Source organism: Alterluteimonas muca (assembly GCF_021191595.1).
Taxonomy (GTDB): domain Bacteria; phylum Pseudomonadota; class Gammaproteobacteria; order Xanthomonadales; family Xanthomonadaceae; genus Luteimonas; species Luteimonas muca.
In genome coordinates this window covers 27,039-50,990 of the sequence record NZ_JAIWPS010000002.1, presented here as the reverse complement: position 1 = coordinate 50,990, position 23,952 = coordinate 27,039, and the positions used below count along the sequence as shown (strand labels likewise).

Here is a 23,952-nt window from a genome sequence, read left to right as displayed (position 1 = left end):
TCGCCGATCCATACGCAAGCGTATTTCGCGATGCCCGCCCGCCAGGACGCCGCTGCCGCGGCACCGCACTACCCGCACCTGTTCGCCCCGCTCGATCTCGGCTTCACCACGCTGCGCAACCGCGTGCTGATGGGCTCGATGCATACCGGGCTCGAGGATCGCGCACGCGATGCGCCGCGCCTTGCGGCGTACTTTGCCGAGCGCGCGGCGGGCGGCGTCGGGCTGATCGTCACCGGCGGCTACGCGCCGAACCTCGAAGGCTGGCTGAAACCGTTCGCCGGCAGCCTGGTGTGGCGCGGGCAGCTGCGCCGGCATCGCCTGGTCACCGACGCGGTGCATGCGCACGGCGCGAAGATCTGCCTGCAGCTGCTGCACGCCGGCCGCTATGCCTACCACCCGTTGCAGGTCGCGCCATCGAAAGTGAAGGCGCCGATCAACCCGTTCACCCCGCGTGCGCTCGGTGCCCGGGGCGTGGAGCGCACCATCCGCGCCTATGTGCGCGCCGCGCGGCTGGCGCGCGATGCCGGCTACGACGGCGTGGAGGTGATGGGTTCTGAAGGCTATCTGATCAATACCTTTGCCAGCGCGCGCACCAACCGCCGCGACGATGCATGGGGCGGCGACCTGCGCCGGCGCCTGCGCCTGGCCACCGAAGTGGTGGCGCGGATTCGCCAGGCCTGCGGACCGGACTTCATCCTGATCTACCGGCTGTCGATGCTGGAACTGGTGCCGGACGGTTCCGACTGGAACGAGATCGTCGAACAGGCCCGCGCGATCGAAGCGGCCGGCGCCACCATCCTCAATACCGGCATCGGCTGGCATGAAGCGCGGGTTCCGACGATCGCCACCTCGGTGCCGCGCGCGGCTTTTGCCGGCGTCACCGCCAGGCTGCGCCCACATGTGCGGCTGCCGGTGGTCGCCACCAACCGCATCAACATGCCGGACGTCGCCGAGGCCATCCTCGCGTCCGGCGCCGCCGACATGGTGTCGATGGCGCGCCCGCTGCTGGCCGATCCGCAGTGGGCGGCCAAGGCCCGCGGCGGCCGCACGCAGGCGATCAACACCTGCATCGCCTGCAACCAGGCCTGCCTGGACCATGTGTTCGTCAACCGCACGGCGAGCTGCCTGGTGAATCCGCGTGCCTGCGCGGAGACCGAACTGAACTGGTCGCCTGCGGAGACGCCGAAGCGCATCGCCGTGGTCGGCGCCGGGCCGGCGGGCCTCGCCTGCGCGACCGTGGCCGCTGAACGCGGTCATCACGTCACGCTGTTCGAAGCCGCGGACGCGATCGGTGGACAGTTCAACCTCGCCCGGCGGATTCCCGGCAAGGAGGAATTCGACGAGACGGTGCGCTGGTTCGGCCATCGCATCGAGGACACCGGCGTGGCGTTGCGCCTGTCCACCCCTGCCGATGCCGCCACCCTCGCCGGCTTCGACGAGGTGGTGCTGGCCACCGGCGTCCGCCCGCGTGCGGTGGATTTTCCCGGCCACGACCACCCCAAGGTGGTCGGCTATGCCGACGTGATCCGGGGCCGGGTGGTGCCCGGCGCGCGGGTGGCGATCGTCGGTGCCGGCGGCATCGGCTTCGACGTCGCCGAATTCCTCGCCCATGCCGGGCCGTCGTCCACGCTCGACCCGGAGCGCTGGATGCGCGAATGGGGCGTCGACCCGACCTTCGAGCGGCCGGGCGGCCTGCAGCCGGCGCAGCCACCGGCCCCGGCCCGCGCGCTGTGGCTGCTGCAGCGCAGCCCGGGCAGGCCCGGCGCGCGCCTGGGCAAGACCACCGGCTGGATCCACCGTGCCGCGCTGAAGGCACTGCAGGTGCGCATGCACGGCGGCGTCGAATATCTGCGGGTGGATGATGCCGGCTTCCATGTGCGCATCGACGGTGTCGACGAGGCGCTGCCGGTCGACCACGTGGTGGTCTGCGCCGGACAGGAACCGCATCGCCCGCTGCGCGATGCCCTCGTCGGTGGCAGCGCGCGCGTACATGTGATCGGGGGTGCCGATGTCGCCGCGGAACTCGATGCCAAGCGTGCGATCGCGCAGGGCACGCGCCTCGCCGCGACGCTGTAGCCGGTGCCATCGATCCGGAAAACAGCCGTCGCTGCCTACTCCGGATAAGCTGAACAGGGCAACCCCATCGGGGACCGCCCATTCAGGAACCGTTGCCATTGGCGCTTTTACCGTGCGCCCACCTTCCGGGGCCAACCTGCCCCGGAACCGGCCCGGGTCGCGTTCGGCGATTCCGGTGCCCGGGCAGAAGTGTGCCGCAGAGCCCGCTGCCCTTGTCGCGAATCCCTCGCGAGCGTCCCGGCTGATGCCGGACGTGCCTATCGCCATGCCGGAATCCGCTGCGACCGCCGTTCCCTACGGGACGACGCCGCCGGCCGGCGCAACGGAGCAAGGACCGAACATGCAACTGAGCTGGATCCTGTGGCTGGCATCGATTCTTCCCCAGCCCGCCGCCGATTCGTTATGCCTGAGCACGACCGTCTACCTGGAAGCCCGCAACCAGTCCGAGCGCGGCCAGAAAGCCGTCGCCGAAGTCGCCCTGAGGCGGCAGGACAGCGGCCTGTGGGGCGAGTCGATGTGCGAGGTGGTCACCGCGCGCAAGCAGTTCGCCCCGACCATCGTGTCCCCGCGCACGCGCCTCAACAATGTCGAGGCGTGGTCGCAGGCGGTCACGATCGCCCTGGAAGCGGAACGCAACTGGTCGCTGCCGCCGGGCGAGCGCACCGAGATCGTGCCCGGCGCGAGCCACTTCATGGCGCATGCGATCGCCAGCCCGGGCTGGCGCAATGCCTACCAGGTCGCACAGATCGGCGACCACACCTTCCTGCGCGTGCAACGGCTGACGCCGCGTGCGGCCGCCGGTGCCTCGGCGAGCGCCGCGGCGGCGAAGGGCTGATCGGCACGCGATGACCGCCGGCCGGCAATCCGCCGCTGCCGCCGGAAGCAATGCCCCCCCAGACAGCAAGGCCGCGCGATGCGCGGCCTTGCTGCGTTGACGTTGCCGGATCCCGCAGCGCTCAGCTGCGCTTTTCGATCGGCACGAACTCGAGGTTTTCGGGGCCCGTGTAGTTCGCGCTGGGGCGGATGATCTTGCCGTCGATGCGCTGCTCGATCACGTGCGCGCTCCAGCCGCTGGTGCGGGCGATCACGAACAGCGGGGTGAACATCGCCGTCGGCACGCCCATCATGTGGTAGCTCACCGCGCTGAACCAGTCGAGGTTGGGGAACATCTTCTTGATGTCCCACATCACCGTCTCCAGACGCTCGGCGATGTCGTACATCTTCATGCTGCCCTGCTCTTCCGACAGGTCCTTCGCCACCTTCTTGATGACCTCGTTGCGCGGATCACCGGTGGTGTAGACCGGGTGCCCGAAGCCGATCACCACTTCCTTGCGCTCCACGCGCGCCCTGATGTCGGCTTCCGCCTCGTCGGGCGAGTCGTAGCGCTTCTGCACCTCGAACGCGACCTCGTTGGCGCCGCCGTGCTTCGGCCCGCGCAGCGCGCCGATCGCACCCGCAATGCAGGAATACATGTCGCTGCCGGTGCCGGCGATCACGCGCGCGGTGAACGTCGATGCGTTGAATTCGTGCTCGGCGTAGAGGATCAGCGAGGTATGCATCGCGCGCACCCAGCTTTCCGGCGGCGGCTCGCCGTGCAGCAGGTGCAGGAAGTGCCCGCCGATGGAGTCGTCGTCGGTCTCGACGTCGATGACCCGGCCGTTGTGGGCCCAGTGGTACCAGTACAGCAGCATCGAGCCGAGCGAGGCCATCAGCCTGTCGGCGATGTCGCGCGCGCCGGGATGGTTGTGGTCGTCCTTTTCCGGGGTCACGCAGCCGAGCACCGAGACGCCTGTGCGCATCACGTCCATCGGGTGCGCCGAGGGCGGCAGCTCTTCCAGCGCGGCCTTGACCGCCGCCGGGATGCCGCGCAGCGACTTCAGCTTCGCCTTGTAGGCGCGCAGCTCCGCGGCGTTGGGCAGCCTGCCGTGCACCAGCAGGTGGGCGATCTCCTCGAACTCGCTGGTGGTGGCGAAGTCGAGGATGTCGTAGCCGCGGTAGTGCAGGTCGTTGCCACTGCGGCCGACGGTGCACAGCGCGGTGTTGCCGGCCGGGGTGCCGGACAGGGCCACGGACTTCTTCGGCTTGAACGCCGGGGCGGTGGTGTCGCTCATGTCGTTTCTCCGTTGGGGCGTGCCGCCCGCGGGTTGCCCGGATCGGCACGGATTGAAGGCTTCGGTCGTTCCTGCCCGGCCCGCGCCCATCCGCGCGGCGCCGTGGCGACGCTTATTTCTTTGCGGCGAACTGCGAATCCAGGCGCTCCTCGAACGCGTGGTAACCGATGCGCTCGTAGAGCTCCTCGCGGGTCTGCATGGCATCCACGACGGACTGCTGGTGGCCGTCGCGACGCACCGCGGTGTACACGGCTTCGGCTGCCTTGTTGGCGGCGCGGAAGGCCGACAGCGGAAACAGCTGGATCGCAACACCGGCGGACGCCAGCTCGTCGCGGGTGAACAGCGGCGTCCTGCCGAACTCGGTGATGTTGGCCAGCACCGGCACCTTCACCGCGTCGACGAACCGGCGGTAGGTGTCGAGGTCGTAGGCGGCCTCGGCGAAGATGCCGTCGGCACCGGCCTCGACGCAGGCCAGTGCGCGTTCGATCGCCGCGTCCACGCCTTCCACCGCGATCGCATCGGTGCGCGCGATCAGGAAGAACTCCGGATCGGTCTTCGCATCGGCTGCCGCCTTGACGCGGTCGGCCATCTCGCCCTGCGACACGATCTCCTTGCCGGGGCGATGCCCGCAACGCTTGGCGCCGACCTGGTCCTCGATATGGCAGGCGGCGGCGCCGGCCTTGATCAGCGACTTCACCGTGCGCTCGATGTTGAAGGCGCTGGCGCCGAAACCGGTGTCGATATCGACCAGCAACGGCAGGTCGCAGACGTCGGTGATGCGGCGGGTGTCGATCAGCACGTCCTCGAGCGTGTTGATGCCGAGGTCCGGCATCCCCAGCGAACCCGCGGCGACGCCGCCACCCGACAGGTAGATCGCACGGAAGCCGGCGCGCTGCGCCAGCAGGGCGTGGTTGGCGTTGATCGCGCCGATCACCTGCAGCGGCGACTCGGCGGCAAGGGCAGCGCGGAACCGTGCTCCCGGGGAAGCGGAAGCGCCAGTGGACGGATGACTCATGGAAGGCTCCAGTCAGGCCGGCACTGCCGGCGGGAGTGGCGGTCGTCCCGCCATGCCCGCCACTCTTGCAGTTCTGGACGGGTTGATCAATCTTGATCATGTCGATCAACATATCGCCCGCCATGCCGAATGATGCCACCGACCCGCCTCCCGACCTGCTCACCGCGCGCGACGCCTGCGCGCTGCTCGGCATCAGCCAGTCCACGCTGTATGCCTATGTCAGCCGCGGCCTGCTGCGTTCGCGCCCGGGGGCGGACCATCGCAGCCGCGTGTACCTGCGGCAGGACGTCGAGCGCCTTGCCGGCCGCAAGCGCAGTGGCCGGGGGGCGGCACAGGGCGCGGCGCAGAGCCTCGACCGTGGCCTGCCGGTGCTGGAAACACGGATTTCGCTGATCCGCGCCGACAGCCCCTACTACCGCGGTCGCTCGGCGGTGGCCGCGGTGCGGGCAGGCGCGGGGCTGGAAGACATCGCGCGGCTCCTGTGGGACTGCGGTGCCGACGACCCCTTCGCGCGGGTGGCCGTCGCCCCGTGGCCGGAAGACGCCGCGCCGCTCGCACGCGCTGCCGGCCTGCCGCCGCTGGAACGCACGATGGCGGCGCTGCCGCTGCTCGCGCTCGATACCGTGGGCGCCTTCAGCGCCGCACCCCGCGCGCGCCACGAGATCGCCGCCTGCCTGCTGCGCGATGTCTGCGCACTGCTGGTCGCCGCCGAGCGTACGCCGGGCCCGGTGCACCTGCAGCTCGCACGGGGGTGGCGAGCCGACGACGCCGCATTCGCGGAGCTGGTCCGCGCGGCTCTGGTGCTGTGCGCCGACCACGAACTCAACGTGTCCGCGTTCGCGGCGCGCGTGGTGGCCTCCACCGGCGCGCACCTGCATGCGACGGCCTGCGCCGGACTCGCGGCGCTCTCTGGGCCGCGCCACGGAGGTGCCACCGCGCGTGCCTGGGCGCTGATCGCCGAGGCGCGCGCGGGCGATCCGCTCGCGGTGATCGCCGCGCGCTGGCAGCGTGGCGACGATCTCCCCGGGTTCGGCCATGCGCTGTATCCGGAGGGCGACCCGCGCGCGGCCGAACTGTTGCGGCTGCTGCGCGCCGGGGCCGCCGACACCGCGGTGATGCAGGAGCTGGACGCGATCATCGCCGCCGCCGAGGAAGTCAGCGGCGAGCGCCCGAACATCGACCTGATGCTGGCGGCGATCTGCCATGTCCACGGGCTGCCGGCCACACCGGCGCTGGTGCTGTTCGCCGCCGGGCGCGTTACCGGCTGGCTGGCACATGCACTCGAGCAGCAGGCCGAAGGCCGCCTGATCCGTCCGCGTGCCCGCTACACCGGCGTGATGCCGGACGAGCGCGTGGACGGTACGCACCCGGGCGACGACGCAGGATCGTGAGCGGCTGCTTCAGTCCGCCGCCAGCGCGCGTCGCACTTCGTCCAGCGAACCGGGGTCGTCGAGGGTGGAGAGATCACCGGGATCCTGCCCTTGGGCCAATGCCTGCAGCGATCGCCGCAGCAGCTTGCCCGACCGCGTCTTCGGCAGGGCGTTGACGATATAGACCCGGGCCGGCCGCGCCACCGCCCCCAGCGAAGTGTCCACCGCGCGCTGCATGTCGCGTGCGGCCTGTTCGCGTGCGGCGTCGTCGGCACCGGCGTCGCGCAGGGTGGCGAACACCACCGGTACCTGCCCCTTGAGCGCGTCGGCCACGCCGATGACCGCCGCCTCCGCAACCGCCGGACACGACGACACCACCTCCTCGATCTCGCGCGTGCCGAGCCGGTGGCCGGCGACGTTGATCACGTCGTCGGTGCGGCCGAGGATGAAGGTGTAGCCCTCGTCGTCGCGGATCGCCCAGTCCAGCGAGCTGTAGACCAGTTCGTTGAAGTGGCTGAAATAGCTGTCGACGAAACGCCGGTCGTCGCGCCAGATCGTGCTCATGCAACCCGGTGGCAGTGGCGGCTCGATCACCAGCACGCCCTTGCGGTTCGGCCCGACCTCCTCGCCGGTCGCTTCGTCGACGACCTTCATCCGGTAACCGAGGTTGGGAAACCCGGGCGAGCCGAACTTCACCGGGCGCATGTCCAGGCCCGGCATCAGGGTGAGCGCCGGCCAGCCGGTTTCGGTCTGCCAGTAGTTGTCGATGACCGGCTTGCCGAGCGCCTCACTGATCCACGTCGCAGTGGGTTCGTCCAGCGGCTCGCCGGCAAGGAACAGGTACGCAAGCTTCGACAGGTCGTGGTCGCGGAGATGGCGGATGTCGTGCTTCTTCAGCACGCGGATCGCGGTGGGCGAGGAGAACATCGTGCGCACGCCGTATTTCTCGCACAGGGACCACCAGATGCCGGGGTCCGGATTCACCGGCAGCCCCTCGTAAAGCACCGAGGTGCAACCGCCGATCAGTGGCGCGTACACGTTGTACGAATGGCCGACCGCCCAGCCGACATCGGACGTGGAGAACATCACCTGGCCCGGGGCGCAGTCGAAGATGGTGCGCATCGACTGCGCCATCGCCACCGCGTAGCCGCCAACGTCGCGCTGCACGCCCTTGGGCTTCCCCGTGGTGCCGGAGGTGTAGAGCAGGTAGCTGGGCTCGTTGGATTCCAGCCATTCGACCGGCACCCCGGCGTCGCCGACGTCCGCACGCAGGGTCGCGTAGTCGACGTCGCGCCCTTCGACGCGCGGCTGCGCGGGATCGAGCCCGCGCGAGACGATCAGCACGTGCGGCGGCGGCGCCTTGGCGCGCGCGCAGGCCTCGTCGACCAGTCCCTTGTACGGGATCACCCGGCCGCCACGGCAGCCGGCATCCGCGGCGATCAGCAGTTTCGGCTCGGCATCGTCGATGCGCAGGGCGAGGTTGTGCGCGGCGAAGCCGCCGAACACCACCGAATGCACCGCGCCGATCCGCGCACACGCCAGCATCGCGAACACCGCCTCGGCCATGTTGGGCATATAGATGACGACGCGGTCGCCACGGCCCACATCGAGCCGCTGCAGCACGGCGGCAAACGTGTTCACTTCGCGATGCAGCTGGCGGTAGGTGACCTCGCGCGTCTCGCCGGTCTCGGTGGACACCGCCACCAGCGCAAGCTGCTCCCCGCGCTCGTCGAGATGGCGGTCGACGGCGTTGTAGCAGAGGTTGGTCTGCCCGCCGACGAACCAGCGCCGGAACGGCGGATTCGAGTATTCGAGGATCTGCCGCGGCGGCACATGCCAGTGGATGCGCTTCGCCTCCTCCGCCCAGAACGCTTCGGGCTCATCAATCGAGCGGCGGTAGACCTCTTCGTAGTCCATGGTGCGATCCCGCGAAAGCCGATCGCCCGAGAATAGTCCGCGACCACGCTGCCGGTAGTTCGACCTTCGTCTTACGCCCGGCCCATCCGGAGCTTGCGCGGGTCCGGACGCGGGGGACGTGTTCCAGTGCCCCGTTGTGATGCGCGCTGCCCGCCGCCGACGCAGGGGGATGGCCGGCGGCCGGATGTGGGAGGAGGACGCGGAGATATCCGGCTGGGCATCCCCCTGTGGCCGTGGCGGGCCGCCCGCGCACCGCCCAGCCGGTGCTCTGGCTTTGGCTGGCTTTTTGCCATGGGCGTCCGGGCGCGAAGCTCCGCGCTCGGTGAAAACCCCTCAATCGAGAGAAGAACCCAAAAAAAAGGACAGCGGCGTTCGCCGCTGTCCTCCAGGTTCATAGATCCGGCATCGAGAGCCGGCCAGACCCGCATCAACCCAGCAGATGGGCCACGCCGCTGCGCTCTTCCTCGAGCTCGGCCAGCGTCTTGTCGATGTAGGAGCGACTGAAGTCGTCGATCGGCAGGTCCTGCACGATCGTGTAGCGGCCGTTCTCGGTGGTGACCGGGAAGCCGAACATGACGCCCTCCGGGATGCCGTAGCTGCCGTCCGACGGCACGCCCATGGTCACCCACTTGCCGTTCGAGCCGAGCACCCAGTCGCGGATGTGGTCGATCGCGGCATTCGCGGCCGAAGCGGCCGACGACAGCCCGCGCGCCTCGATGATCGCCGCGCCGCGCTTGCCGACGGTCGGAATGAAGGTGTTCGCGTTCCATTCCTGGTCGTTGATCGCATCGCCGATCGACGCACCGTCGGCGGTGGCGAAGCGGTAGTCGGGGTACATGGTCGGGCTGTGGTTGCCCCAGACGACCAGCTTCTCGATGCCGCCGACCGGCTTGCCGAGCTTCGTCGCCAGCTGGCTCAGCGCGCGGTTGTGATCCAGGCGCAGCATCGCGGTGAAGTTTTCAGGCTTCAGGTCCGGCGCCGACTTCATGGCGATGTAGGCATTGGTGTTGGCCGGGTTGCCGACCACCAGCACCTTGACGTCGCGGCTGGCGACCTTGTTCAGCGCCGCGCCCTGGGCGGTGAAGATCTTGGCGTTCTCCAGCAGCAGGTCCTTGCGCTCCATGCCCGGGCCGCGCGGACGCGCGCCGACCAGCAGCGCCACGTCGGCGTCCTTGAAGGCCACTTCCGGGTCATCGGTGCCGACCATGCCCGCCAGCAGCGGGAACGCGCAGTCCTCGAGCTCCATCATCACGCCCTTGAGCGCGGCCTGGGCCTTTTCCATCGGCAGCTCGAGCATCTGCAGGATGACGGGCTGGTCACGGCCCAGCATCTCGCCGGAGGCGATGCGGAACAGCAGCGCGTAGCCGATCTGGCCTGCGGCACCGGTAACGGCGACTCGGACGGGGGTCTTCATTGCGTGGAATCCTCTGGTTGCAGTGGGAGCGGCAGACGCGTCAGTACACGCGATAGCCGAGTTTGCGCAGGCCCTGGTCGAGGGCGGCGGTGTCGTAGCCGCGCACGACCTGCTGGCCGATGATCGTGGTGGGGACGCCGCGCGCACCGATCGCCTGCATCGCGCGGTCGCCTTCGGGGGTGTCGACGTCGAGCACGCGGTAGCGCACGTTCGCGCGTTCGAAATCGCTCTGCTGCCTGCGGCAGTAGCCGCACCACTCCGCGGCCAGCATCACGATGCGGTCGTCGGCGGTGCCGATGCGCGGATCATCCGGATGCAACGCGGGTTCCGCATCGCGCTGGAAGTGGTGCCAGGCGCCGGCGGCGGCAAGCAACAGCAGCAGCACCGGCCAGCGCATCGATCAGCCCAGCAGCGGGCGCGGGGCCCGGGCGGCGGCGGCACGTGCGCAATGCGCAGGCGCGAAATCGGCGATCGATGGAATCGTCTGCGGCATCTGAAAGGTCGTAAGCCAGCCCGGCGCGGCGCGCGGCGGGCTGGCGATTTTACCACCCGTCGGGGCATGGCCGCCCCGACAGGCCGGCCGCACTCAGGCGGCGAGGATCTTGTTCCACTCGGCAACGCGCCCCGCGTTCGCCGCCAGCACCGCATCGGCGTCGCCTTCGATCTTCACCGACTTGATGGCGTCGCCCTGCTTGACCGCGTCGACCACGTCGAGGCCTTCCACGACCTTGCCGAACACGGTGTGCTTGCCGTCCAGCCAGTCGGTCTTGATGTGGGTGATGAAGAACTGGCTGCCATTGGTGTTCGGGCCGGCATTGGCCATCGACAGCACGCCGCGGTCATGCTTGACACCGTTGCCGGTCTCGTCCTCGAAGCGGTAGCCGGGGCCGCCGCGGCCGCTGCCCTCGGGGCAACCGCCCTGGATCATGAAATCGGCGATGACGCGATGGAACGAGAGGCCGTCGTAGAAGCCGCGGCGGGCGAGGTAGACGAAGTTGGCCACGGTCAGCGGGGCCTTTTCAGCGAACAGCTCGACCTTGATCTGGCCACGGTCGGTGTCGAACAGGGCGTGCAGGGACATGGGGGAATCCTTGTGAAGGGGCAGCCGCCTTCGGCGCCTGCGTGAACGGTGAATGCGGGGATCGGGACCGCCTGCAGCATCGACGGCACCTGCCGGTATATGATACCCGGCTTCCTTCCCACGAGCCTCGCGCCCTGCCCCGCAACGGCGCCCGCTCCACTGTGCCCGCCATATGTCCATCGAACGCTTGCGCAACATCGCCATCGTCGCCCACGTCGACCACGGCAAGACCACCCTCGTCGACCAGCTGCTGAAGACGTCCGGAACCCTGGACGAGCGCGCGGTCGTCCCCGACCGGGTGATGGACAGTGGCGACATCGAGAAGGAGCGTGGCATCACCATCCTCTCGAAGAACACCGCCATCCGCTGGACCCATCCGCAGACCGGGGAGGTGTGGCGCATCAACATCGTCGACACCCCGGGCCACGCCGATTTCGGCGGCGAGGTCGAGCGCGTGCTGTCGATGGTCGACTCGGTGCTGATCCTGGTCGACGCGATGGACGGGCCGATGCCGCAGACCCGCTTCGTGACCCAGAAGGCCTTCGCGATGGGCTTCAAGCCGATCGTGGTGGTCAACAAGGTCGACCGCCCCGGTGCGCGCCCGAGCTGGGTGCTGGACCAGACCTTCGACCTGTTCGACCGTCTCGGCGCCAACGACGACCAGCTCGACTTCCAGGTGGTGTATGCATCCGGCCTGCAGGGCTATGCGGGGCTCACCGATGATGTCCGCAGCGGCGACATGACCCCGCTGTTCGATGCCATCTGCCAGCACGTGCCGGCGCCGCCGGTCGATCCGGACGGCCCGTTCCAGATGCGCGTGACCTCGCTGGACTACAACAACTACGTCGGCGTGATCGGCATCGGCCGCATCCAGCGCGGCAAGGTGAAGACCAACCAGCAGGTGACCGTGGTGGCCGCCGACGGCAGCCGCCGCAACGCCAAGGTGCTCCAGGTGCTGGGCTTCATGGGTCTCGAGCGCGTCGAGGTCCCGGAAGCACAGGCCGGCGACATCATCGCGTTCTCGGGCATCGAGGGGCTGGGCATTTCCGACACCCTGTGCGACCCGTCCGCGGTCGAGCAGCTGCCGGTGCTCAAGGTCGACGAGCCGACGATCTCGATGACCTTCCAGGTCAACGATTCGCCGTTCGCAGGCGTCAAGGACCGCTCCGGCGGCAAGTTCCTCACCAGCCGTCAGCTGCGCGACCGCCTCACCCGCGAGACCGCGCACAACGTGGCGCTCAAGGTCGAGGACACCGCCGACGCCGACAAGTTCAAGGTCTCCGGCCGCGGCGAGCTGCACCTGTCGATCCTGATCGAGAACATGCGCCGCGAGGGTTACGAACTTGCGGTGTCGCGCCCGGAAGTGATCATCCGCGAGGTCGATGGCAAGGTCGAGGAGCCGTACGAGGCGCTGGTCGTCGACATGGACGAGCAGTACCAGGGCGGCGTCATGGGCCGGCTGGGCGAGCGCAAGGCGCTGCTGCAGAACATGGAGCCCGACGGCAAGGGCCGCGTGCGCCTGGACTACATCATCCCGGCGCGCGGCCTGATCGGCTTCCAGACCGAATTCAAGACGCTGACCGCCGGCACCGGCCTGCTGTTCCACGTGTTCGACCACTACGGCCCGAAGGCTGATGGCGACATCGGCCAGCGCAACAACGGCGTGCTGATCTCCAACGGCACCGGCCCGTCGCCTGCGTACGCGCAGATGGCGATGCAGGAACGCGGCCGGCTCTTCATCGAGCCGGGCGAAGAGATCTACGAAGGCCAGATCGTCGGCATCAACGCCAAGGACAACGACCTCACCGTCAATGCGCTGCGCGGCAAGCAGCTGACCAACTTCCGCGCCTCCGGCAAGGATGACGACGAAGGCCTGATCCCGGCGATCAAGTTCTCGCTGGAGCAGGCGCTGGAGTTCATCGACGACGACGAGCTGGTCGAGGTCACGCCGAAGGCGATCCGCCTGCGCAAGAAGCACCGCTCCGAAGTGGACCGCAAGCGCGCCAGCCGCGCCGCCTGATCCCGGCCACGGCCATGAGCGACTTCATCGCCTGGCTGCCGGATGCCGACACGCTCGATGCGCTGGAGGCACTGTGTGCGGCATTGCCCGGGGCGTTCCCGGCGATGCCGCCACTGCAGTTGCGCCGGCGCGCGCAACTGCACATGACGCTGCGTTACCTGGCGGAAGGATTGCCCGACGACCCGGCGCCGCTGTACGCGGCACTGGCCGACCTCGCTGCGCGCACGCCACGCCTGCCTGTGCAGCTGGGACGGCTGGAAAGCTGGCCGGGTGCCGACGTGCTGGTCGCGCGCCCTGCGCCATCGGATGCGCTCGACGAGCTGTTCGCCGCGCTGGATGCGGTGGCAGTGGCCTGCGGCCATGCGCCGGAACCACGGCGGCCGCGCCCGCACATCACCCTCGCCTATCTGCCCAGGGGGCAGTCCGCGGCCGGCCTGGCGACGCCTGCACCGGGCGTGCTGCCGCTGCCGATCGATGCCTGCCTTGGCAGCCTGTCGCTCGCACGCACCGCGCCCGGCCGCTACGACAGCCTGCAATGGTGGCCTCTGGCCGAGCCACCCTGCATGTCGTCCGACGCGCACCCACGATGAGCACCGGGACCGCCACCGGCGGACCCGCCGACACGGCGCCGCCATCACCCGCCGCCCCGTTGCGTGCGGTGGCGGTGTTCGAGGCCGGCAAGGGCGTGGCCGCCCTGCTGGCGGCGGGCGCGCTCGGCTGGCTGGGCGCGCCGCAACTGCAGCGGTTGGCCGAATCACTCGCCGCGCGTGTCGGCGCACCGCTCGACCGCGATCGGGTGGCCTGGCTGGAGCGCGTGTTCGATGCCGGCACCCTCGACCTCGTGCTGGTGGTGCTGCTGCTCTACGCAGCGGTGCGCTTCGTCGAGGCCTGGGGCCTGTGGCGTGCACGTGGCTGGGCGTCCTGGCTGGGCTGCATCGGTGCCGCGATGTACCTGCCGATCGAACTGCGCGAACTCTGGCGCCATCCCGGCTGGCTTCCTGCCACCGTGCTGGCGATCAACCTCGCCGTGGTCTGGGTGCTGGGGCGCGACTGCCTGCGGCGCATGCGCGTGCAGGCAGCGCGCGCCGGCTAGGGCGGCGGCGAGGCCTGCGGCGAGCCGGTGTTCGCGGAATCGGCGACCTCGTCGTGATCCGCCGACCCGCCGGCACCGTGCCTGGCCATGGCGAGCGTGCCACCCAGTTCGGTGCGCCGGCGCGCCAGCGACCGCGGATGCTCGCGACGCAGGAAGTCCATCATCCGCTCGCGCACCGCGGCACGCAGGTCGTAGTCGTCGCCGGAATTGCGCGCACTGACCAGCAGGCGCACCTTCATCGCATCCGGCTGCAGGTCGTCGACATGCACCACGCAGACGCGTCCGTCCCAGCGCGGGTCGGACTGGCAGATCCGCTGCAGCTCGTCGCGCACGGCCTGCAGCGGCGTGCCGTGGTCGAGCCACACGTACACCGGGCCGAGAATCTCCGCGCTGCTGCGGGTCCAGTTCTGGAACGGGTTCTCGATGAACCACTGCAGCGGCACCACCAGCCGACGCTGGTCCCAGATCCGCACCACCACGTAGGCGCTGGTGATCTCCTCGATGCGACCCCACTCGCCCTCGACAATCACCACGTCGTCGAGGCGGATCGGCTGGGTGATGGCGATCTGCAGGCCGGCGATCAGGTTGCCGAACACGGGCTTCGCCGCGAAACCCGCGACCACGCCCACCAGGCCCGCGGACGCCAGCAGCGCGGCGCCCACCTGGCGGATGGTCGGGAAGGTCATCAGGATCACCGCCAGCCCGACCAGCATGATGCCGATCTGCACCGCGCGGCCGATCACCCGGGTCTGTGTCTGGATGCGTCGTGCATGCAGGTTGTCGACGACGTCGACGGGGTTGCGCGCGATGATGCGCTGCTCGATCGCGCCCACGCCGCGCACCAGCGCCCAGGTCACGCAGGCGAGCCCGCCGACACCCAGCAGATGCTGGATCCGGTCGATCCACACATCGGGGAGCGGCGTGGCCGCCACCCTGCATCGCGCACGCCGCAGGCCGTCGCCGACCTGGGGTCGAGCGTGCGCTGTCAGCGCACCAGCGGCTGTGCCAGCGAACCCTGCTTGCGCACGATCGCGATCGCGATCTCCAGCGCCTGCTCGTAGTTCAGGCGCGGATCCACGGCGGAACGGTAGGCCCGGCCGAGGTCGACCTCGGTGAGGTCACGCGCGCCACCGGTGCACTCGGTGACGTCCTCGCCGGTCAGCTCGAGATGCACACCGCCCAGTCGCGTGCCGGCGGCCGCGTGCAGGTCGAAGGCCTGGTCGAGCTCGTTGCGGATGCGTTCGAAGCGCCGCGTCTTGTAGCCGTTGCTGGTCGACTCGGTATTGCCGTGCATCGCATCGCAGATCCACAGCACGCGCCGCCCTTCGCGCTTCACCACGTCGAGCAGCGGCGGCAGCTTCTGTGCGATCTCGCGGTCGCCCATGCGATGGATCAGGCCCAGCCGGCCCGGCTCGTCGTGCGGGTTGAGCACGTCGATCAGTCGCATCAGCTGATCAGGCGTCACCGTCGGGCCGACCTTGACCGCGATCGGATTGCGGATGCCACGGAAGTACTCGACATGCGCGCCATCCAGCGCCGCCGTGCGCATGCCGATCCACGGGAAATGGGTGCTGAGGTTGAACCAGCCCCACTGCCGGGGCACCTGGCGGGTGAACGCCTCCTCGTAGGGCAGCAGCAGCGCTTCGTGCGAGGTGTAGAAGTCGACGCGGTTGAGGTTGTGCACCTCGCTGCCCGACAGTGTCTCCATGAAGCGCACCGCGTCGCCGATGCTCGCGACCATGTGCTGGTATTCGGCCGCCAGCGGCGAATGCCCCATCCAGCCCAGGTTCCAGTACTCCGGGTGGTGGAGATCGGCAAAACCGCCATCGATCAGCGACCGGGTGAAGTTCATCGTCAGGGCCGAACGCGCGTGCGCCTTGACCATGCGCCGCGGGTCCGGCGCGCGGTCCTGCGCGGTGAAGGCCGGGCCGTTGATCATGTCGCCGCGATAGCTCGGCAGGGTCACGCCGTCGCGGGCTTCCGTATCGGTCGAACGCGGTTTGGCGTACTGCCCGGCGAAGCGGCCCACGCGAACCACCGGCAGGCGCAGGCCATGCACGAGCACCAGGCTCATCTGCAGCAGCACCTTGAGGCGGTTGGAGATGACCTCGGAGGTGCAGTCGGCGAAGTTCTCCGCGCACTCGCCGCCCTGCAGCAGGAAGCGGCGGCCCTCCTGCGCATCGGCGATCTGCTGCTTGAGGGCGAGGATCTCCCATGACGTGACCAGCGGCGGCAACGCGCGCAGTTCTTCCTGCACCACCGCCAGCGTCTCGGCATCGGCATAGTGCGGCATCTGCAATGCCGGGCGGTCGCGCCAGCTGCCGGGCTGCCAGTCATCGGCCAGCTGCACCGGCATCAGGTTGCGTTCGGGGGAGACCATCGGATGTCCTGTTGCGTGGGCACTCATGATGCCAGAGCGACGCATCGGGTCAATTTCGCCGCGACCGGCGACGGAACGCGGCATACAGCGCCCAGACGGCCAGCAGCACGAACCACAGCAGGCTCCACGCCGGCATCGACAGCCCCAGGAACGTCCAGTCGACATTGCCGCAGTCACCGGTGCCGGTCATGACCCGGCGGATCAGGCTGGTGGTCGACAGGGTGTCGCGCAGGAACTCGAACGGCGGCCCGCAGGCGGGAACCTCCGGCGGGTTGAGCTGCAGCCAGGTATGGCGGCCGGCAATCGCCGCGCCCACGGCCGCCGCCAGCAGCGCGAGCATGCCCCACCCCCGTCGCCAGCCCGCGCCACGCGGTGCGGCGAGCCCGCCCACCAGCAGCACGATGCCGAGCGCGATGAAGGCGACGCGCTGGAAGATGCACAGCGGACAGGGCTCCAGGCCCCATTGCAGCTGCGAGAAGATCGCGAATCCCACCAGCGCGAAGCAGATGGCGGACGCGGTGAGGAACTGTGCCCGGAACGACCAGGCGAAGGGGTTGCTACCCATGATGGCCCTGTTGGCTGAGGCGCCGCGGTCACGGGCAGGCCACGACCGGTGAAGCGCGGAACCATAACAAAAAACCCCGGTCTGGACCGGGGTTTCTCGGGAATCGCCAGGCGGATGCCTGTCTTACGCCTCGTCGGCGCCGGCAGCCGCCTGCGGGCGGTCGACCAGCTCGACATAGGCCATCGGCGCGTTGTCGCCGGCACGGAAACCGCACTTGAGGATGCGCAGGTAGCCGCCCGGGCGCGCCTGGTAGCGCGGGCCCAGCTCGACGAACAGCTTGCCCACCGCTTCCTTGTCGCGCAGACGCGCGAACGCGAGGCGGCGGTTGGCGACGCCATCGACCTTGGCCATGGTGATCAGCGGCTCGGCAATGCGGCGCAGTTCCTTGGCCTTGGGCAGGGTGGTCTTGATCAGCTCGTTCTTGAACAGCGATGCCGCCATGTTCTTGAACATCGCCTCGCGGTGGGCGCTGGTGCGGTTGAACTTGCGACCGGCTTTCTGGTGGCGCATGGGTAGGATCCTTCAGGTCTGAATACTGGGTCTGTGGGTTGCACTGTCGCCGTCATGGCGTTGGAACCTGGACTGCGGATGGTCCGTGCCGGAACTCCGTTCCCGGCGTCGTCGCGTGCCTTTGGGCCGTCGACATGTGGTGCTTCTGCATCCTGCGGCATCCATGGACGCCGCCGTTTCCTGCTTCGATCAACCGCGGTGTCGGTGCCGGCACGGGCACCGAATGTCCGGCCGGTGCCCGTCAGGCACCGGCTGGACGCACCGGTCAGCCGAGCATGCCGTGGCTGGCAACGCCGGCCGGCGGCCAGTTCTCCAGCTTCATGCCCAGCGACAGGCCACGCTGTGCGAGGACTTCCTTGATCTCGGTCAGCGACTTCTTGCCGAGGTTCGGGGTCTTCAGCAGCTCGACTTCGGTCTTCTGGATCAGGTCGCCGATGTAGTAGATGCTCTCGGCCTTGAGGCAGTTGGCCGAACGCACCGTCAGCTCCAGATCGTCGATCGGGCGCAGCAGCAGCGGATCGACACCGGCGGTCTGCTGCTTCGCCGCACCGCGGTCGCGGTTGGTGAAGTCGCCGAACACCGACAGCTGGTCGGTGAGGATGTCGGCGGCGGTGCGCACGGCTTCCTCGGCGTCGATCGTGCCGTTGGTCTCGATGTCGAGGACCAGCTTGTCGAGGTCGGTGCGCTGCTCGACGCGCGCGGCCTCGACTTCGTACGCCACGCGGCGCACGGGCGAGAACGAGGCGTCCAGCATCAGCCGGCCGATGGTGCGGGTCTCTTCATCCGGACGACGACGCGCAGCCGCCGGCTGGTAGCCGAAACCGCGCTCGATCTTCAGGCGCATGTTGATCGCCGCATCCTTGGTCAGGTTGCAGATCACGTGCTCGCCGTTGATGATCTCGACGTTGTGGTCGGTCTTGATGTCAGCGGCGGTGACGACACCGGCGCCCGACTTCGACAGCGACAGCGTCGCGCTCTCGCCGGTTCCCATGCGGATGGCGACGTCCTTGAGGTTCAACAGCACCTCGAGGATGTCTTCCTGCAGGCCTTCGATCGCGCTGTACTCGTGGAGCACGCCGTCGATCTCGACCTCGGTGATGGCGAAGCCGGGAATCGACGACAGCAGCACGCGGCGCAGGGCATTGCCGAGCGTATGGCCGTAGCCACGCTCGAGCGGTTCGATCACGACCTTGGCACGATTGCCGGCGAGACGCTCGATTTGCGGAGCGCGCGGGCGCAGGACCTGGTTGGCAGTAACCGTCATTAGATAGCTTCTCCTGCGGTGCCCGCGTCATTGCGACACGGACGAGGCTCTTGGAGCCCCCTTTCGACAAGGGGGCGGCCGGCGCGAGGCGCCGGCCGGGGTGGGGTTGCTTCGCGCCGGGGGCAACGGCCACCGGCGCCGGTGGCGATTCGCCCCGCTTACTTCGAGTACAGCTCGACGATCAGCGCTTCGTTGATGTCGGCAGGCAGGTCGCCACGGGCCGGAACGGCCTTGAACACGCCGGCGAACTTGCCGGAGTCGACCTCGACCCACGACGGCGACAGATCCATCTGCGAGGACACCTCGAGGGCTTCCTTGACGCGGAGCTGCTTCTGGGCCTTCTCCGACAGCGCGATCGCGTCGCCCGCCTTGACCTGGTACGACGGCAGGTTGACCGGCTTGCCGTTCACCGTGACGCCGCGATGCGACACCAGCTGGCGCGCGGCCGGGCGGGTCACCGCGAAGCCCATGCGGTAGACGACGTTGTCCAGGCGGGTCTCGAGGAGCTGCAGCAGGTTCTCACCCGTGTTGCCCTTCTTGGTGGTCGCCTTCTTGTAGTAGTTGCGGAACTGGCGCTCCAGCAGGCCGTAGATACGCTTGACCTTCTGCTTCTCGCGAAGCTGGGTGGCGTAGTCGGACAGCTTGCCCTTGCGGGCGGTGGCGCCGTGCTGGCCGGGCTTCTGCTCCAGCTTGCACTTCGAGTCCAGCGCGCGGGCCGGGCTCTTGAGCGACAGGTCGGCGCCTTCGCGGCGCGCGAGCTTGCAGGTAGGACCGATATAACGAGCCATTTCTTATCGCTCCCTTTAGACGCGACGCTTCTTCGGCGGACGGCACCCGTTGTGCGGGATGGGCGTCACGTCGATGATGTTGGTGATCTTGTAGCCGACGTTGTTGAGCGAACGCACGGCGGACTCGCGACCCGGGCCGGGGCCCTTGATGCGCACTTCCAGCGACTTCACGCCGTAGTCGAGCGCAGCGCGGCCGGCCTTCTCGGCGGCAACCTGGGCAGCGAACGGGGTCGACTTGCGGGAACCGCGGAAGCCCGCGCCGCCCGAGGTCGCCCACGACAGTGCATTGCCCTGGCGATCGGTGATGGTGACGATGGTGTTGTTGAAAGAAGCGTGGACGTGGGCGACGCCATCGGTGATGACGCGCTTGATCTTCTTCTTGGTCTTGGTAGCAGCCGGCTTTGCCATGTCTGTTCCTTACTTCCTGATGGCCTTGCGCGGGCCCTTGCGGGTCCGGGCGTTGGTCCGGGTGCGCTGGCCGCGCAGCGGCAGGCCGCGACGGTGGCGCAGGCCACGATAGCTACCCAGGTCCATCAGGCGCTTGATCGCCATGCCGGTCTCGCGGCGCAGGTCACCCTCCACCACGTACTTGCCGATCTCCGAGCGCAGGCGCTCGACTTCCGGCTCGGTCAGGTCGACGATCCGGGTCGTCTGGTCGACACCCGCGGCGTCACAGACCTTCTTCGAACGGGTACGGCCGATGCCGTAGATACTCTGAAGCCCGACCCAGACATGCTTCTGGGCAGGCAGGTTGACGCCCGCAATACGCGCCATGACGCGATCTCCAACTGGTTAGGCGGCCGGACCCATGCGGGCGCGCGGCGCAGTGAACAAGAAATTGTATCAAAGTCCCGGGTTGTCAGGAAGCCCCGGCCAAAAGCGGCCAGGACTCCGGCATGGGGAGTGTGCCCATGCTCCGGCGAAGGCCCAGGACTGGTCGCCGGCGCAAGCGCCTGCGGCCCTCCCTGCCACTCAAGCAGGGAACCGGCCCTGGACCACCCGTGCGCGGGACTGCCGCCCGGGTCGCCCATCCGGACCGGGACGAGGCCCCGGTCCATGCAGGCCGCCTGAGCGGCCCGCGTGCGATCTGTGTTGTCGTCAGCGGGCGCTCAGCCCACCGCCGCGACCACCCTTCAGGTTGGCCTTCTTCAGCAGGCTCTCGTACTGGTGCGACATCAGGTGGGCCTGCAGCTGGGCGATGAAGTCCATCACCACGACCACCACGATGAGCAGCGAGGTGCCGCCGAAGTAGAACGAAGTCCCCAGCTCGGCCCGCAGGAACTCGGGCAGCAGGCAGACGATGACCAGGTAGGTCGCGCCGGCAGCGGTCAGCCGCGTCAGCACGCCATCGATGTAATCGGCGGTGGCCTTGCCGGGACGGATGCCCGGGATCAGCGCGCCCGACTTCTTCAGGTTGTCGGCGGTTTCCTGGCTGTTGAACACCAGCGCCGTGTAGAAGAACGCGAAGCCCGCGATCAGCCCGGCATACAGCAGGATGTAGAGCGGCTCGCCTGGCGACAGTGCCTGCGCCGCGCGCTGCAACCAGTTGGCCGAGCCGGCCTGGCCGAACCAGGTCGACACCGTGGCCGGGAACATGATGATCGACGAGGCGAAGATCGCCGGGATCACGCCCGCCATGTTGAGCTTGAGCGGCAGGAAGGAGCTCTGGTTCATGTACGCATTGCGACCGCCCTGGCGGCGCGCGTAGTTGACCGTGATCCGGCGCTGGCCGCGCTCGACGAACACCACGAAGTACACGAACACCAGCACGATAGCGGCGATCAGGATCACCGCGATCGGGCTGATGTCGCCGTTGCGGGCCTGCTCGAAGGTGCTGATGACCGCGCCCGGAATGCCGGCCACGATGCCCGCGAAGATGATCAGCGACACGCCGTTGCCGATGCCGCGCTCGGTCACCTGCTCGCCCAGCCAGACCAGGAACATGGTGCCGGCGGTCAGCGCGACGATGGCGGTGAGCACGAAGCCCATGCCCGGCTGGTAGACCACCTGGATGCCGCTGCCGGCGCCCTGCGACTGCAGCGCCATCGCGATGCCGGCCGACTGGAAGATCGCCAGCGGAATCGCACCGATGCGCGACCACTGCGTGATCCGGCGGCGACCGGACTCGCCTTCCTTCTGGATCGCCTTGAGGCTGGGCACGATCTGCACCATCAGCTGCATGACGATCGACGCCGAGATGTACGGGATCACGTTCAGCGCGAACAGGCTGAAACGCTCCAGCGCACCGCCGGAGAACATGTTGAACATGTCGACGATGGTGCCCTGCTGCTGCTGTTCCATCAGGCGCAGCATGGCGTCCGGGTTGACGCCCGGAACCGGGATGTAGCAGCCGATGCGGTAGACCAGCAGCGCACCGAGGACGAACAGCAGGCGCTGGCGCAGCTCGGTGAACTTGCCCATGCCCGCGCCGAGATTGCCCATTGCGCTAGCGCTGCGTGACATCGAATGCTCCGTTGTGCCGATCTGACCGCATGTGACTGTGACCCGAAACCTGGCCGCCTTCCGCGACGACGACGGCCGCCCTCAACGGGCGGCCGCATTGCTGCAGTTGGCGCTGCCGGCTCAGGCCGGCTGATCCTCGACCGTGCCGCCGGCGGCTTCGATCGCCGCACGCGCACCGGCCGTGGCAAGCACGCCCTTGAGCACGAGCTTCTTCGACAGCTCGCCCTTCTTCACGATCTTGGCGCGCTTGGCGGTCGACGGCACCAGCTTCGCGGCGCGCAGCGCGGCGAAGTCGATATCGCCCTCGAGACGCTCGAGCATGTACAGCATCACTTCGGCGGTGTCGCCCTTGGTGCGCGAGCGGAAGCCGACCTTCGGCAGACGCATGTGCATGGGCATCTGGCCGCCCTCGAAACCGGCCTTGATCTTGCCCTTGCCAGAGCGCGCGAACGAACCCTTGTGGCCGCGACCGGCAGTCTTGCCGAGGCCGGAGCCGATACCGCGACCGACGCGCTTGCGATCGGCGCGGGCGCCTTCAGCAGGCTTGAGTGTGTTGAGCTTCATCTGGATTACTCCTCGACCCGGACCAGGTAGTGGACCTTGTTGATCAGGCCACGGACCTGCGGGCTGTCCTTGAGTTCGCGGACATCATTGAGCTTGTTCAGGCCGAGAGCCCGAACCGAGAGGCGGTGCTTGGCCTGCGAGCCGCGAAGGCCCTTGACCAGGCGCACCTTGACGGTGCCGTTGCCGGCTTCGTTCTTAGCCATGGAGGATCTCCTCGACCTTCTTGCCGCGCTTGGCCGCGATCTTGGACGGCGACTGCATCGACTCCAGCCCGCGGACCGTGGCACGCACGAGGTTGATCGGATTGCGCGAACCGACGGCCTTGGCCAGCACGTCCTTGACGCCGACGGCTTCCAGGACGGCGCGCATCGCACCGCCGGCGATCACGCCGGTACCCTCGGACGCCGGCTGCATGAACACGCGGGCGGCGCCGTGGCCGGCCTTCACCGTGTGGAACAGCGTGCCGCCGTTGAGGTCGATATTGCTCATGTTCTTGCGGGCGTATTCCATCGACTTCTGGATCGCGACCGGCACTTCGCGCGCCTTGCCGTAACCGAAGCCGACGCGGCCGTTGCCGTCACCCACCACCGTCAGCGCGGTGAAGGTGAACTGGCGACCGCCCTTGACCGTCTTGCTGACGCGGTTGACCGCGATCAGCTTCTCGATCATGCCGTCATCCTGCTCCTCGCGGTCGCGGCGGTCGCGGCCCCGGGATTCTCTTTCGTTTGCCATGTTGTGTCGTCCTGATGTGGGAAATGTACGGCTCGCGGCCGCTTATGGTTGTTGGGCTGGTGCGGTGCAGCGCCTGACCGTGCAGAAGACGGAGGGCGCCCGGCGTATGGCCACGCCGGCGGCGGTGACCCGGGACAGGCCCGGGCCGGGTGGATCAGAACTGCAGGCCACCCTCGCGGGCGGCATCGGCGAGCGCCTTGATGCGACCGTGGTAACGGTAGCCGGAACGATCGAATGCGATCTTCTCGACGCCGGCGGCACGCGCCTTCTCGGCGATCGCACGACCGACCCTGGCGGCGGCTTCGATGTTCTTGGCGCTGGTCAGGCCGTCGCGCACGTCGGCCTGGGTGGTGTTGGCCGCGGCCAGCACCTTCGAACCGTCGGCGCTGAACAGCTGCGCGTACACGTGCTGGCCGGTGCGCAGCACCGACAGGCGCGGCATACCGAGTTCGCGGATGCGCGAGCGCGTGCTCTTGGCACGGCGCAGGCGGGCGTTCTTCTTGTCCATGGTGGTTTCTCTCTAGGAAGCGGATCGACGCGGCTTGACCGTTGCACGCCCGGCCCTGGCGGGTCGGGCAGTGCGCAGGGA

25 protein-coding genes and 1 pseudogene are annotated in these 23,952 nt (G+C 68.7%); 7 read left to right on the top strand and 19 right to left on the bottom strand.

The window, feature by feature from the left end:
* The first annotated feature begins 30 nt into the window (after nucleotides 1–30).
* Nucleotides 31–2,076, top strand: coding sequence for an NADPH-dependent 2,4-dienoyl-CoA reductase (locus LDO11_RS03450; protein ID WP_232140360.1), 2,046 nt, complete (start codon nucleotides 31–33; stop codon nucleotides 2,074–2,076).
* 340 nt (nucleotides 2,077–2,416) lie between these two features.
* Nucleotides 2,417–2,911, top strand: a complete 495-nt coding sequence (locus tag LDO11_RS03445; protein WP_232140359.1) for a cell wall hydrolase — start codon at nucleotides 2,417–2,419, stop codon at nucleotides 2,909–2,911.
* 121 nt (nucleotides 2,912–3,032) lie between these two features.
* On the opposite strand, the gene prpC is transcribed toward LDO11_RS03445, so the two are convergent.
* Nucleotides 3,033–4,187, bottom strand: a complete 1,155-nt coding sequence (gene prpC, locus LDO11_RS03440) for a bifunctional 2-methylcitrate synthase/citrate synthase (RefSeq protein ID WP_232140358.1) — start codon at nucleotides 4,185–4,187, stop codon at nucleotides 3,033–3,035.
* Nucleotides 4,188–4,299: 112 nt separating this feature from the next.
* The gene (gene prpB, locus LDO11_RS03435; protein WP_129136500.1) at nucleotides 4,300–5,202 is read right to left on the bottom strand and encodes a methylisocitrate lyase; all 903 of its coding nucleotides are present in this window, start codon (nucleotides 5,200–5,202) and stop codon (nucleotides 4,300–4,302) included.
* Here prpB and LDO11_RS15675 point away from each other — a divergent pair.
* Nucleotides 5,201–5,335, top strand: a complete 135-nt coding sequence (locus tag LDO11_RS15675; RefSeq protein ID WP_255683215.1) for a hypothetical protein — start codon at nucleotides 5,201–5,203, stop codon at nucleotides 5,333–5,335. The genes prpB and LDO11_RS15675 overlap by 2 nt on opposite strands.
* Complete coding sequence (locus tag LDO11_RS03430; protein WP_232140357.1) at nucleotides 5,325–6,593, top strand: citrate synthase family protein; 1,269 nt, start codon at nucleotides 5,325–5,327, stop codon at nucleotides 6,591–6,593. Before LDO11_RS15675 ends, LDO11_RS03430 begins: the two co-directional genes overlap by 11 nt.
* Nucleotides 6,594–6,602: 9 nt before the next feature.
* On the opposite strand, the gene prpE is transcribed toward LDO11_RS03430, so the two are convergent.
* From prpE to LDO11_RS03410, 4 genes are all read right to left on the bottom strand, one after another.
* Nucleotides 6,603–8,489, bottom strand: a complete 1,887-nt coding sequence (gene prpE, locus LDO11_RS03425) for a propionate--CoA ligase (RefSeq protein WP_232140356.1) — start codon at nucleotides 8,487–8,489, stop codon at nucleotides 6,603–6,605.
* Nucleotides 8,490–8,916: 427 nt separating this feature from the next.
* Entirely contained in the window at nucleotides 8,917–9,903 is a 987-nt protein-coding gene (locus tag LDO11_RS03420) for a malate dehydrogenase (protein ID WP_232140355.1), read from the bottom strand.
* A gap of 40 nt (nucleotides 9,904–9,943) precedes the next feature.
* Nucleotides 9,944–10,300, bottom strand: a complete 357-nt coding sequence (locus LDO11_RS03415; RefSeq protein WP_129136504.1) for a glutaredoxin family protein — start codon at nucleotides 10,298–10,300, stop codon at nucleotides 9,944–9,946.
* A 189-nt stretch (nucleotides 10,301–10,489) separates the two neighbouring features.
* Nucleotides 10,490–10,984 (bottom strand): peptidylprolyl isomerase, encoded by a 495-nt coding sequence (locus tag LDO11_RS03410; protein WP_232140354.1) that lies wholly within the window; start codon nucleotides 10,982–10,984, stop codon nucleotides 10,490–10,492.
* Between the two features lie 172 nt (nucleotides 10,985–11,156).
* On the opposite strand from LDO11_RS03410, the gene typA reads away from it, so the two are divergent.
* From typA to LDO11_RS03395, 3 genes are read left to right on the top strand one after another with little or no spacing between them, the layout of a single operon-like run.
* Complete coding sequence (gene typA / locus LDO11_RS03405; protein WP_129136506.1) at nucleotides 11,157–13,004, top strand: translational GTPase TypA; 1,848 nt, start codon at nucleotides 11,157–11,159, stop codon at nucleotides 13,002–13,004.
* A 14-nt stretch (nucleotides 13,005–13,018) separates the two neighbouring features.
* Complete coding sequence (locus tag LDO11_RS03400) at nucleotides 13,019–13,594, top strand: 2'-5' RNA ligase family protein (RefSeq protein ID WP_232140353.1); 576 nt, start codon at nucleotides 13,019–13,021, stop codon at nucleotides 13,592–13,594.
* Nucleotides 13,591–14,097, top strand: a complete 507-nt coding sequence (locus LDO11_RS03395) for a DUF2127 domain-containing protein (protein WP_232140352.1) — start codon at nucleotides 13,591–13,593, stop codon at nucleotides 14,095–14,097. Before LDO11_RS03400 ends, LDO11_RS03395 begins: the two co-directional genes overlap by 4 nt.
* On the opposite strand, the pseudogene LDO11_RS03390 reads toward LDO11_RS03395, so the two are convergent.
* The 13 genes and pseudogenes from LDO11_RS03390 to rplR form a co-directional block, all read right to left on the bottom strand.
* Nucleotides 14,094–15,023, bottom strand: a pseudogene (locus tag LDO11_RS03390) (mechanosensitive ion channel family protein); the annotation flags it as partial. The gene LDO11_RS03395 and the pseudogene LDO11_RS03390 sit on opposite strands and share 4 nt — an antisense overlap.
* A 59-nt stretch (nucleotides 15,024–15,082) precedes the next feature.
* Nucleotides 15,083–16,477: a class II 3-deoxy-7-phosphoheptulonate synthase gene (locus tag LDO11_RS03385; protein ID WP_164972187.1), complete on the bottom strand. Its 1,395-nt coding sequence runs from the start codon at nucleotides 16,475–16,477 to the stop codon at nucleotides 15,083–15,085.
* Nucleotides 16,478–16,526: 49 nt separating this feature from the next.
* Nucleotides 16,527–17,042, bottom strand: a complete 516-nt coding sequence (locus tag LDO11_RS03380) for a disulfide bond formation protein B (protein WP_232140351.1) — start codon at nucleotides 17,040–17,042, stop codon at nucleotides 16,527–16,529.
* 123 nt (nucleotides 17,043–17,165) lie between these two features.
* Entirely contained in the window at nucleotides 17,166–17,552 is a 387-nt protein-coding gene (gene rplQ, locus LDO11_RS03375) for a 50S ribosomal protein L17 (RefSeq protein WP_100322030.1), read from the bottom strand.
* Nucleotides 17,553–17,817: 265 nt separating this feature from the next.
* Nucleotides 17,818–18,816 carry a DNA-directed RNA polymerase subunit alpha gene (locus LDO11_RS03370; RefSeq protein ID WP_232140350.1) on the bottom strand — a complete coding sequence of 333 codons (999 nt, stop codon included), beginning with the start codon at nucleotides 18,814–18,816 and terminating at the stop codon, nucleotides 17,818–17,820.
* A 158-nt stretch (nucleotides 18,817–18,974) separates the two neighbouring features.
* Nucleotides 18,975–19,604: a 30S ribosomal protein S4 gene (gene rpsD, locus LDO11_RS03365; RefSeq protein WP_129136513.1), complete on the bottom strand. Its 630-nt coding sequence runs from the start codon at nucleotides 19,602–19,604 to the stop codon at nucleotides 18,975–18,977.
* 15 nt (nucleotides 19,605–19,619) lie between these two features.
* Nucleotides 19,620–20,012: a 30S ribosomal protein S11 gene (gene rpsK, locus LDO11_RS03360; protein ID WP_024891209.1), complete on the bottom strand. Its 393-nt coding sequence runs from the start codon at nucleotides 20,010–20,012 to the stop codon at nucleotides 19,620–19,622.
* A gap of 9 nt (nucleotides 20,013–20,021) precedes the next feature.
* The gene (gene rpsM, locus LDO11_RS03355; protein ID WP_100322026.1) at nucleotides 20,022–20,378 is read right to left on the bottom strand and encodes a 30S ribosomal protein S13; all 357 of its coding nucleotides are present in this window, start codon (nucleotides 20,376–20,378) and stop codon (nucleotides 20,022–20,024) included.
* Between the two features lie 324 nt (nucleotides 20,379–20,702).
* A complete protein-coding gene (secY, locus tag LDO11_RS03350; RefSeq protein ID WP_435574591.1) occupies nucleotides 20,703–22,067 on the bottom strand; it encodes a preprotein translocase subunit SecY in 1,365 nt (454 codons plus the stop codon).
* Nucleotides 22,068–22,187: 120 nt separating this feature from the next.
* The gene (gene rplO, locus LDO11_RS03345; RefSeq protein ID WP_255683213.1) at nucleotides 22,188–22,631 is read right to left on the bottom strand and encodes a 50S ribosomal protein L15; all 444 of its coding nucleotides are present in this window, start codon (nucleotides 22,629–22,631) and stop codon (nucleotides 22,188–22,190) included.
* 5 nt (nucleotides 22,632–22,636) lie between these two features.
* On the bottom strand, nucleotides 22,637–22,834 hold the full coding sequence (gene rpmD / locus LDO11_RS03340; RefSeq protein ID WP_100322023.1) for a 50S ribosomal protein L30: 198 nt from the start codon (nucleotides 22,832–22,834) through the stop codon (nucleotides 22,637–22,639).
* Nucleotides 22,827–23,363 carry a 30S ribosomal protein S5 gene (rpsE, locus tag LDO11_RS03335; protein WP_129136516.1) on the bottom strand — a complete coding sequence of 179 codons (537 nt, stop codon included), beginning with the start codon at nucleotides 23,361–23,363 and terminating at the stop codon, nucleotides 22,827–22,829. Before rpsE ends, rpmD begins: the two co-directional genes overlap by 8 nt.
* Nucleotides 23,364–23,517: 154 nt before the next feature.
* Nucleotides 23,518–23,871, bottom strand: a complete 354-nt coding sequence (gene rplR, locus LDO11_RS03330) for a 50S ribosomal protein L18 (RefSeq protein WP_232140349.1) — start codon at nucleotides 23,869–23,871, stop codon at nucleotides 23,518–23,520.
* Between the last annotated feature and the right edge of the window lie 81 nt (nucleotides 23,872–23,952).

What these genes read in the sequence shown, in the direction of transcription:
- rpmD (WP_100322023.1), bottom strand. Translation starts at nt 22,834, where the DNA reads ATGGCTAAGAACGAAGCCGGCAACGGCACCGTCAAGGTGCGCCTGGTC.
- rplR (WP_232140349.1), bottom strand. Translation starts at nt 23,871, where the DNA reads ATGGACAAGAAGAACGCCCGCCTGCGCCGTGCCAAGAGCACGCGCTCG.
- rpsD (WP_129136513.1), bottom strand. Translation starts at nt 19,604, where the DNA reads ATGGCTCGTTATATCGGTCCTACCTGCAAGCTCGCGCGCCGCGAAGGC.
- LDO11_RS03385 (WP_164972187.1), bottom strand. Translation starts at nt 16,477, where the DNA reads ATGGTCTCCCCCGAACGCAACCTGATGCCGGTGCAGCTGGCCGATGAC.
- prpE (WP_232140356.1), bottom strand. Translation starts at nt 8,489, where the DNA reads ATGGACTACGAAGAGGTCTACCGCCGCTCGATTGATGAGCCCGAAGCG.
- prpC (WP_232140358.1), bottom strand. Translation starts at nt 4,187, where the DNA reads ATGAGCGACACCACCGCCCCGGCGTTCAAGCCGAAGAAGTCCGTGGCC.
- LDO11_RS03400 (WP_232140353.1), top strand. Translation starts at nt 13,019, where the DNA reads ATGAGCGACTTCATCGCCTGGCTGCCGGATGCCGACACGCTCGATGCG.
- rplQ (WP_100322030.1), bottom strand. Translation starts at nt 17,552, where the DNA reads ATGCGCCACCAGAAAGCCGGTCGCAAGTTCAACCGCACCAGCGCCCAC.
- secY (WP_435574591.1), bottom strand. Translation starts at nt 22,067, where the DNA reads ATGTCACGCAGCGCTAGCGCAATGGGCAATCTCGGCGCGGGCATGGGC.
- LDO11_RS03450 (WP_232140360.1), top strand. Translation starts at nt 31, where the DNA reads ATGCCCGCCCGCCAGGACGCCGCTGCCGCGGCACCGCACTACCCGCAC.
- rplO (WP_255683213.1), bottom strand. Translation starts at nt 22,631, where the DNA reads ATGAAGCTCAACACACTCAAGCCTGCTGAAGGCGCCCGCGCCGATCGC.
- typA (WP_129136506.1), top strand. Translation starts at nt 11,157, where the DNA reads ATGTCCATCGAACGCTTGCGCAACATCGCCATCGTCGCCCACGTCGAC.
- LDO11_RS03445 (WP_232140359.1), top strand. Translation starts at nt 2,417, where the DNA reads ATGCAACTGAGCTGGATCCTGTGGCTGGCATCGATTCTTCCCCAGCCC.
- rpsE (WP_129136516.1), bottom strand. Translation starts at nt 23,363, where the DNA reads ATGGCAAACGAAAGAGAATCCCGGGGCCGCGACCGCCGCGACCGCGAG.
- rpsM (WP_100322026.1), bottom strand. Translation starts at nt 20,378, where the DNA reads ATGGCGCGTATTGCGGGCGTCAACCTGCCTGCCCAGAAGCATGTCTGG.
- LDO11_RS03395 (WP_232140352.1), top strand. Translation starts at nt 13,591, where the DNA reads ATGAGCACCGGGACCGCCACCGGCGGACCCGCCGACACGGCGCCGCCA.
- LDO11_RS15675 (WP_255683215.1), top strand. Translation starts at nt 5,201, where the DNA reads ATGGAAGGCTCCAGTCAGGCCGGCACTGCCGGCGGGAGTGGCGGTCGT.
- prpB (WP_129136500.1), bottom strand. Translation starts at nt 5,202, where the DNA reads ATGAGTCATCCGTCCACTGGCGCTTCCGCTTCCCCGGGAGCACGGTTC.
- LDO11_RS03430 (WP_232140357.1), top strand. Translation starts at nt 5,325, where the DNA reads ATGCCGAATGATGCCACCGACCCGCCTCCCGACCTGCTCACCGCGCGC.
- LDO11_RS03410 (WP_232140354.1), bottom strand. Translation starts at nt 10,984, where the DNA reads ATGTCCCTGCACGCCCTGTTCGACACCGACCGTGGCCAGATCAAGGTC.
- rpsK (WP_024891209.1), bottom strand. Translation starts at nt 20,012, where the DNA reads ATGGCAAAGCCGGCTGCTACCAAGACCAAGAAGAAGATCAAGCGCGTC.
- LDO11_RS03370 (WP_232140350.1), bottom strand. Translation starts at nt 18,816, where the DNA reads ATGACGGTTACTGCCAACCAGGTCCTGCGCCCGCGCGCTCCGCAAATC.
- LDO11_RS03380 (WP_232140351.1), bottom strand. Translation starts at nt 17,042, where the DNA reads ATGGGTAGCAACCCCTTCGCCTGGTCGTTCCGGGCACAGTTCCTCACC.
- LDO11_RS03415 (WP_129136504.1), bottom strand. Translation starts at nt 10,300, where the DNA reads ATGCGCTGGCCGGTGCTGCTGCTGTTGCTTGCCGCCGCCGGCGCCTGG.
- LDO11_RS03420 (WP_232140355.1), bottom strand. Translation starts at nt 9,903, where the DNA reads ATGAAGACCCCCGTCCGAGTCGCCGTTACCGGTGCCGCAGGCCAGATC.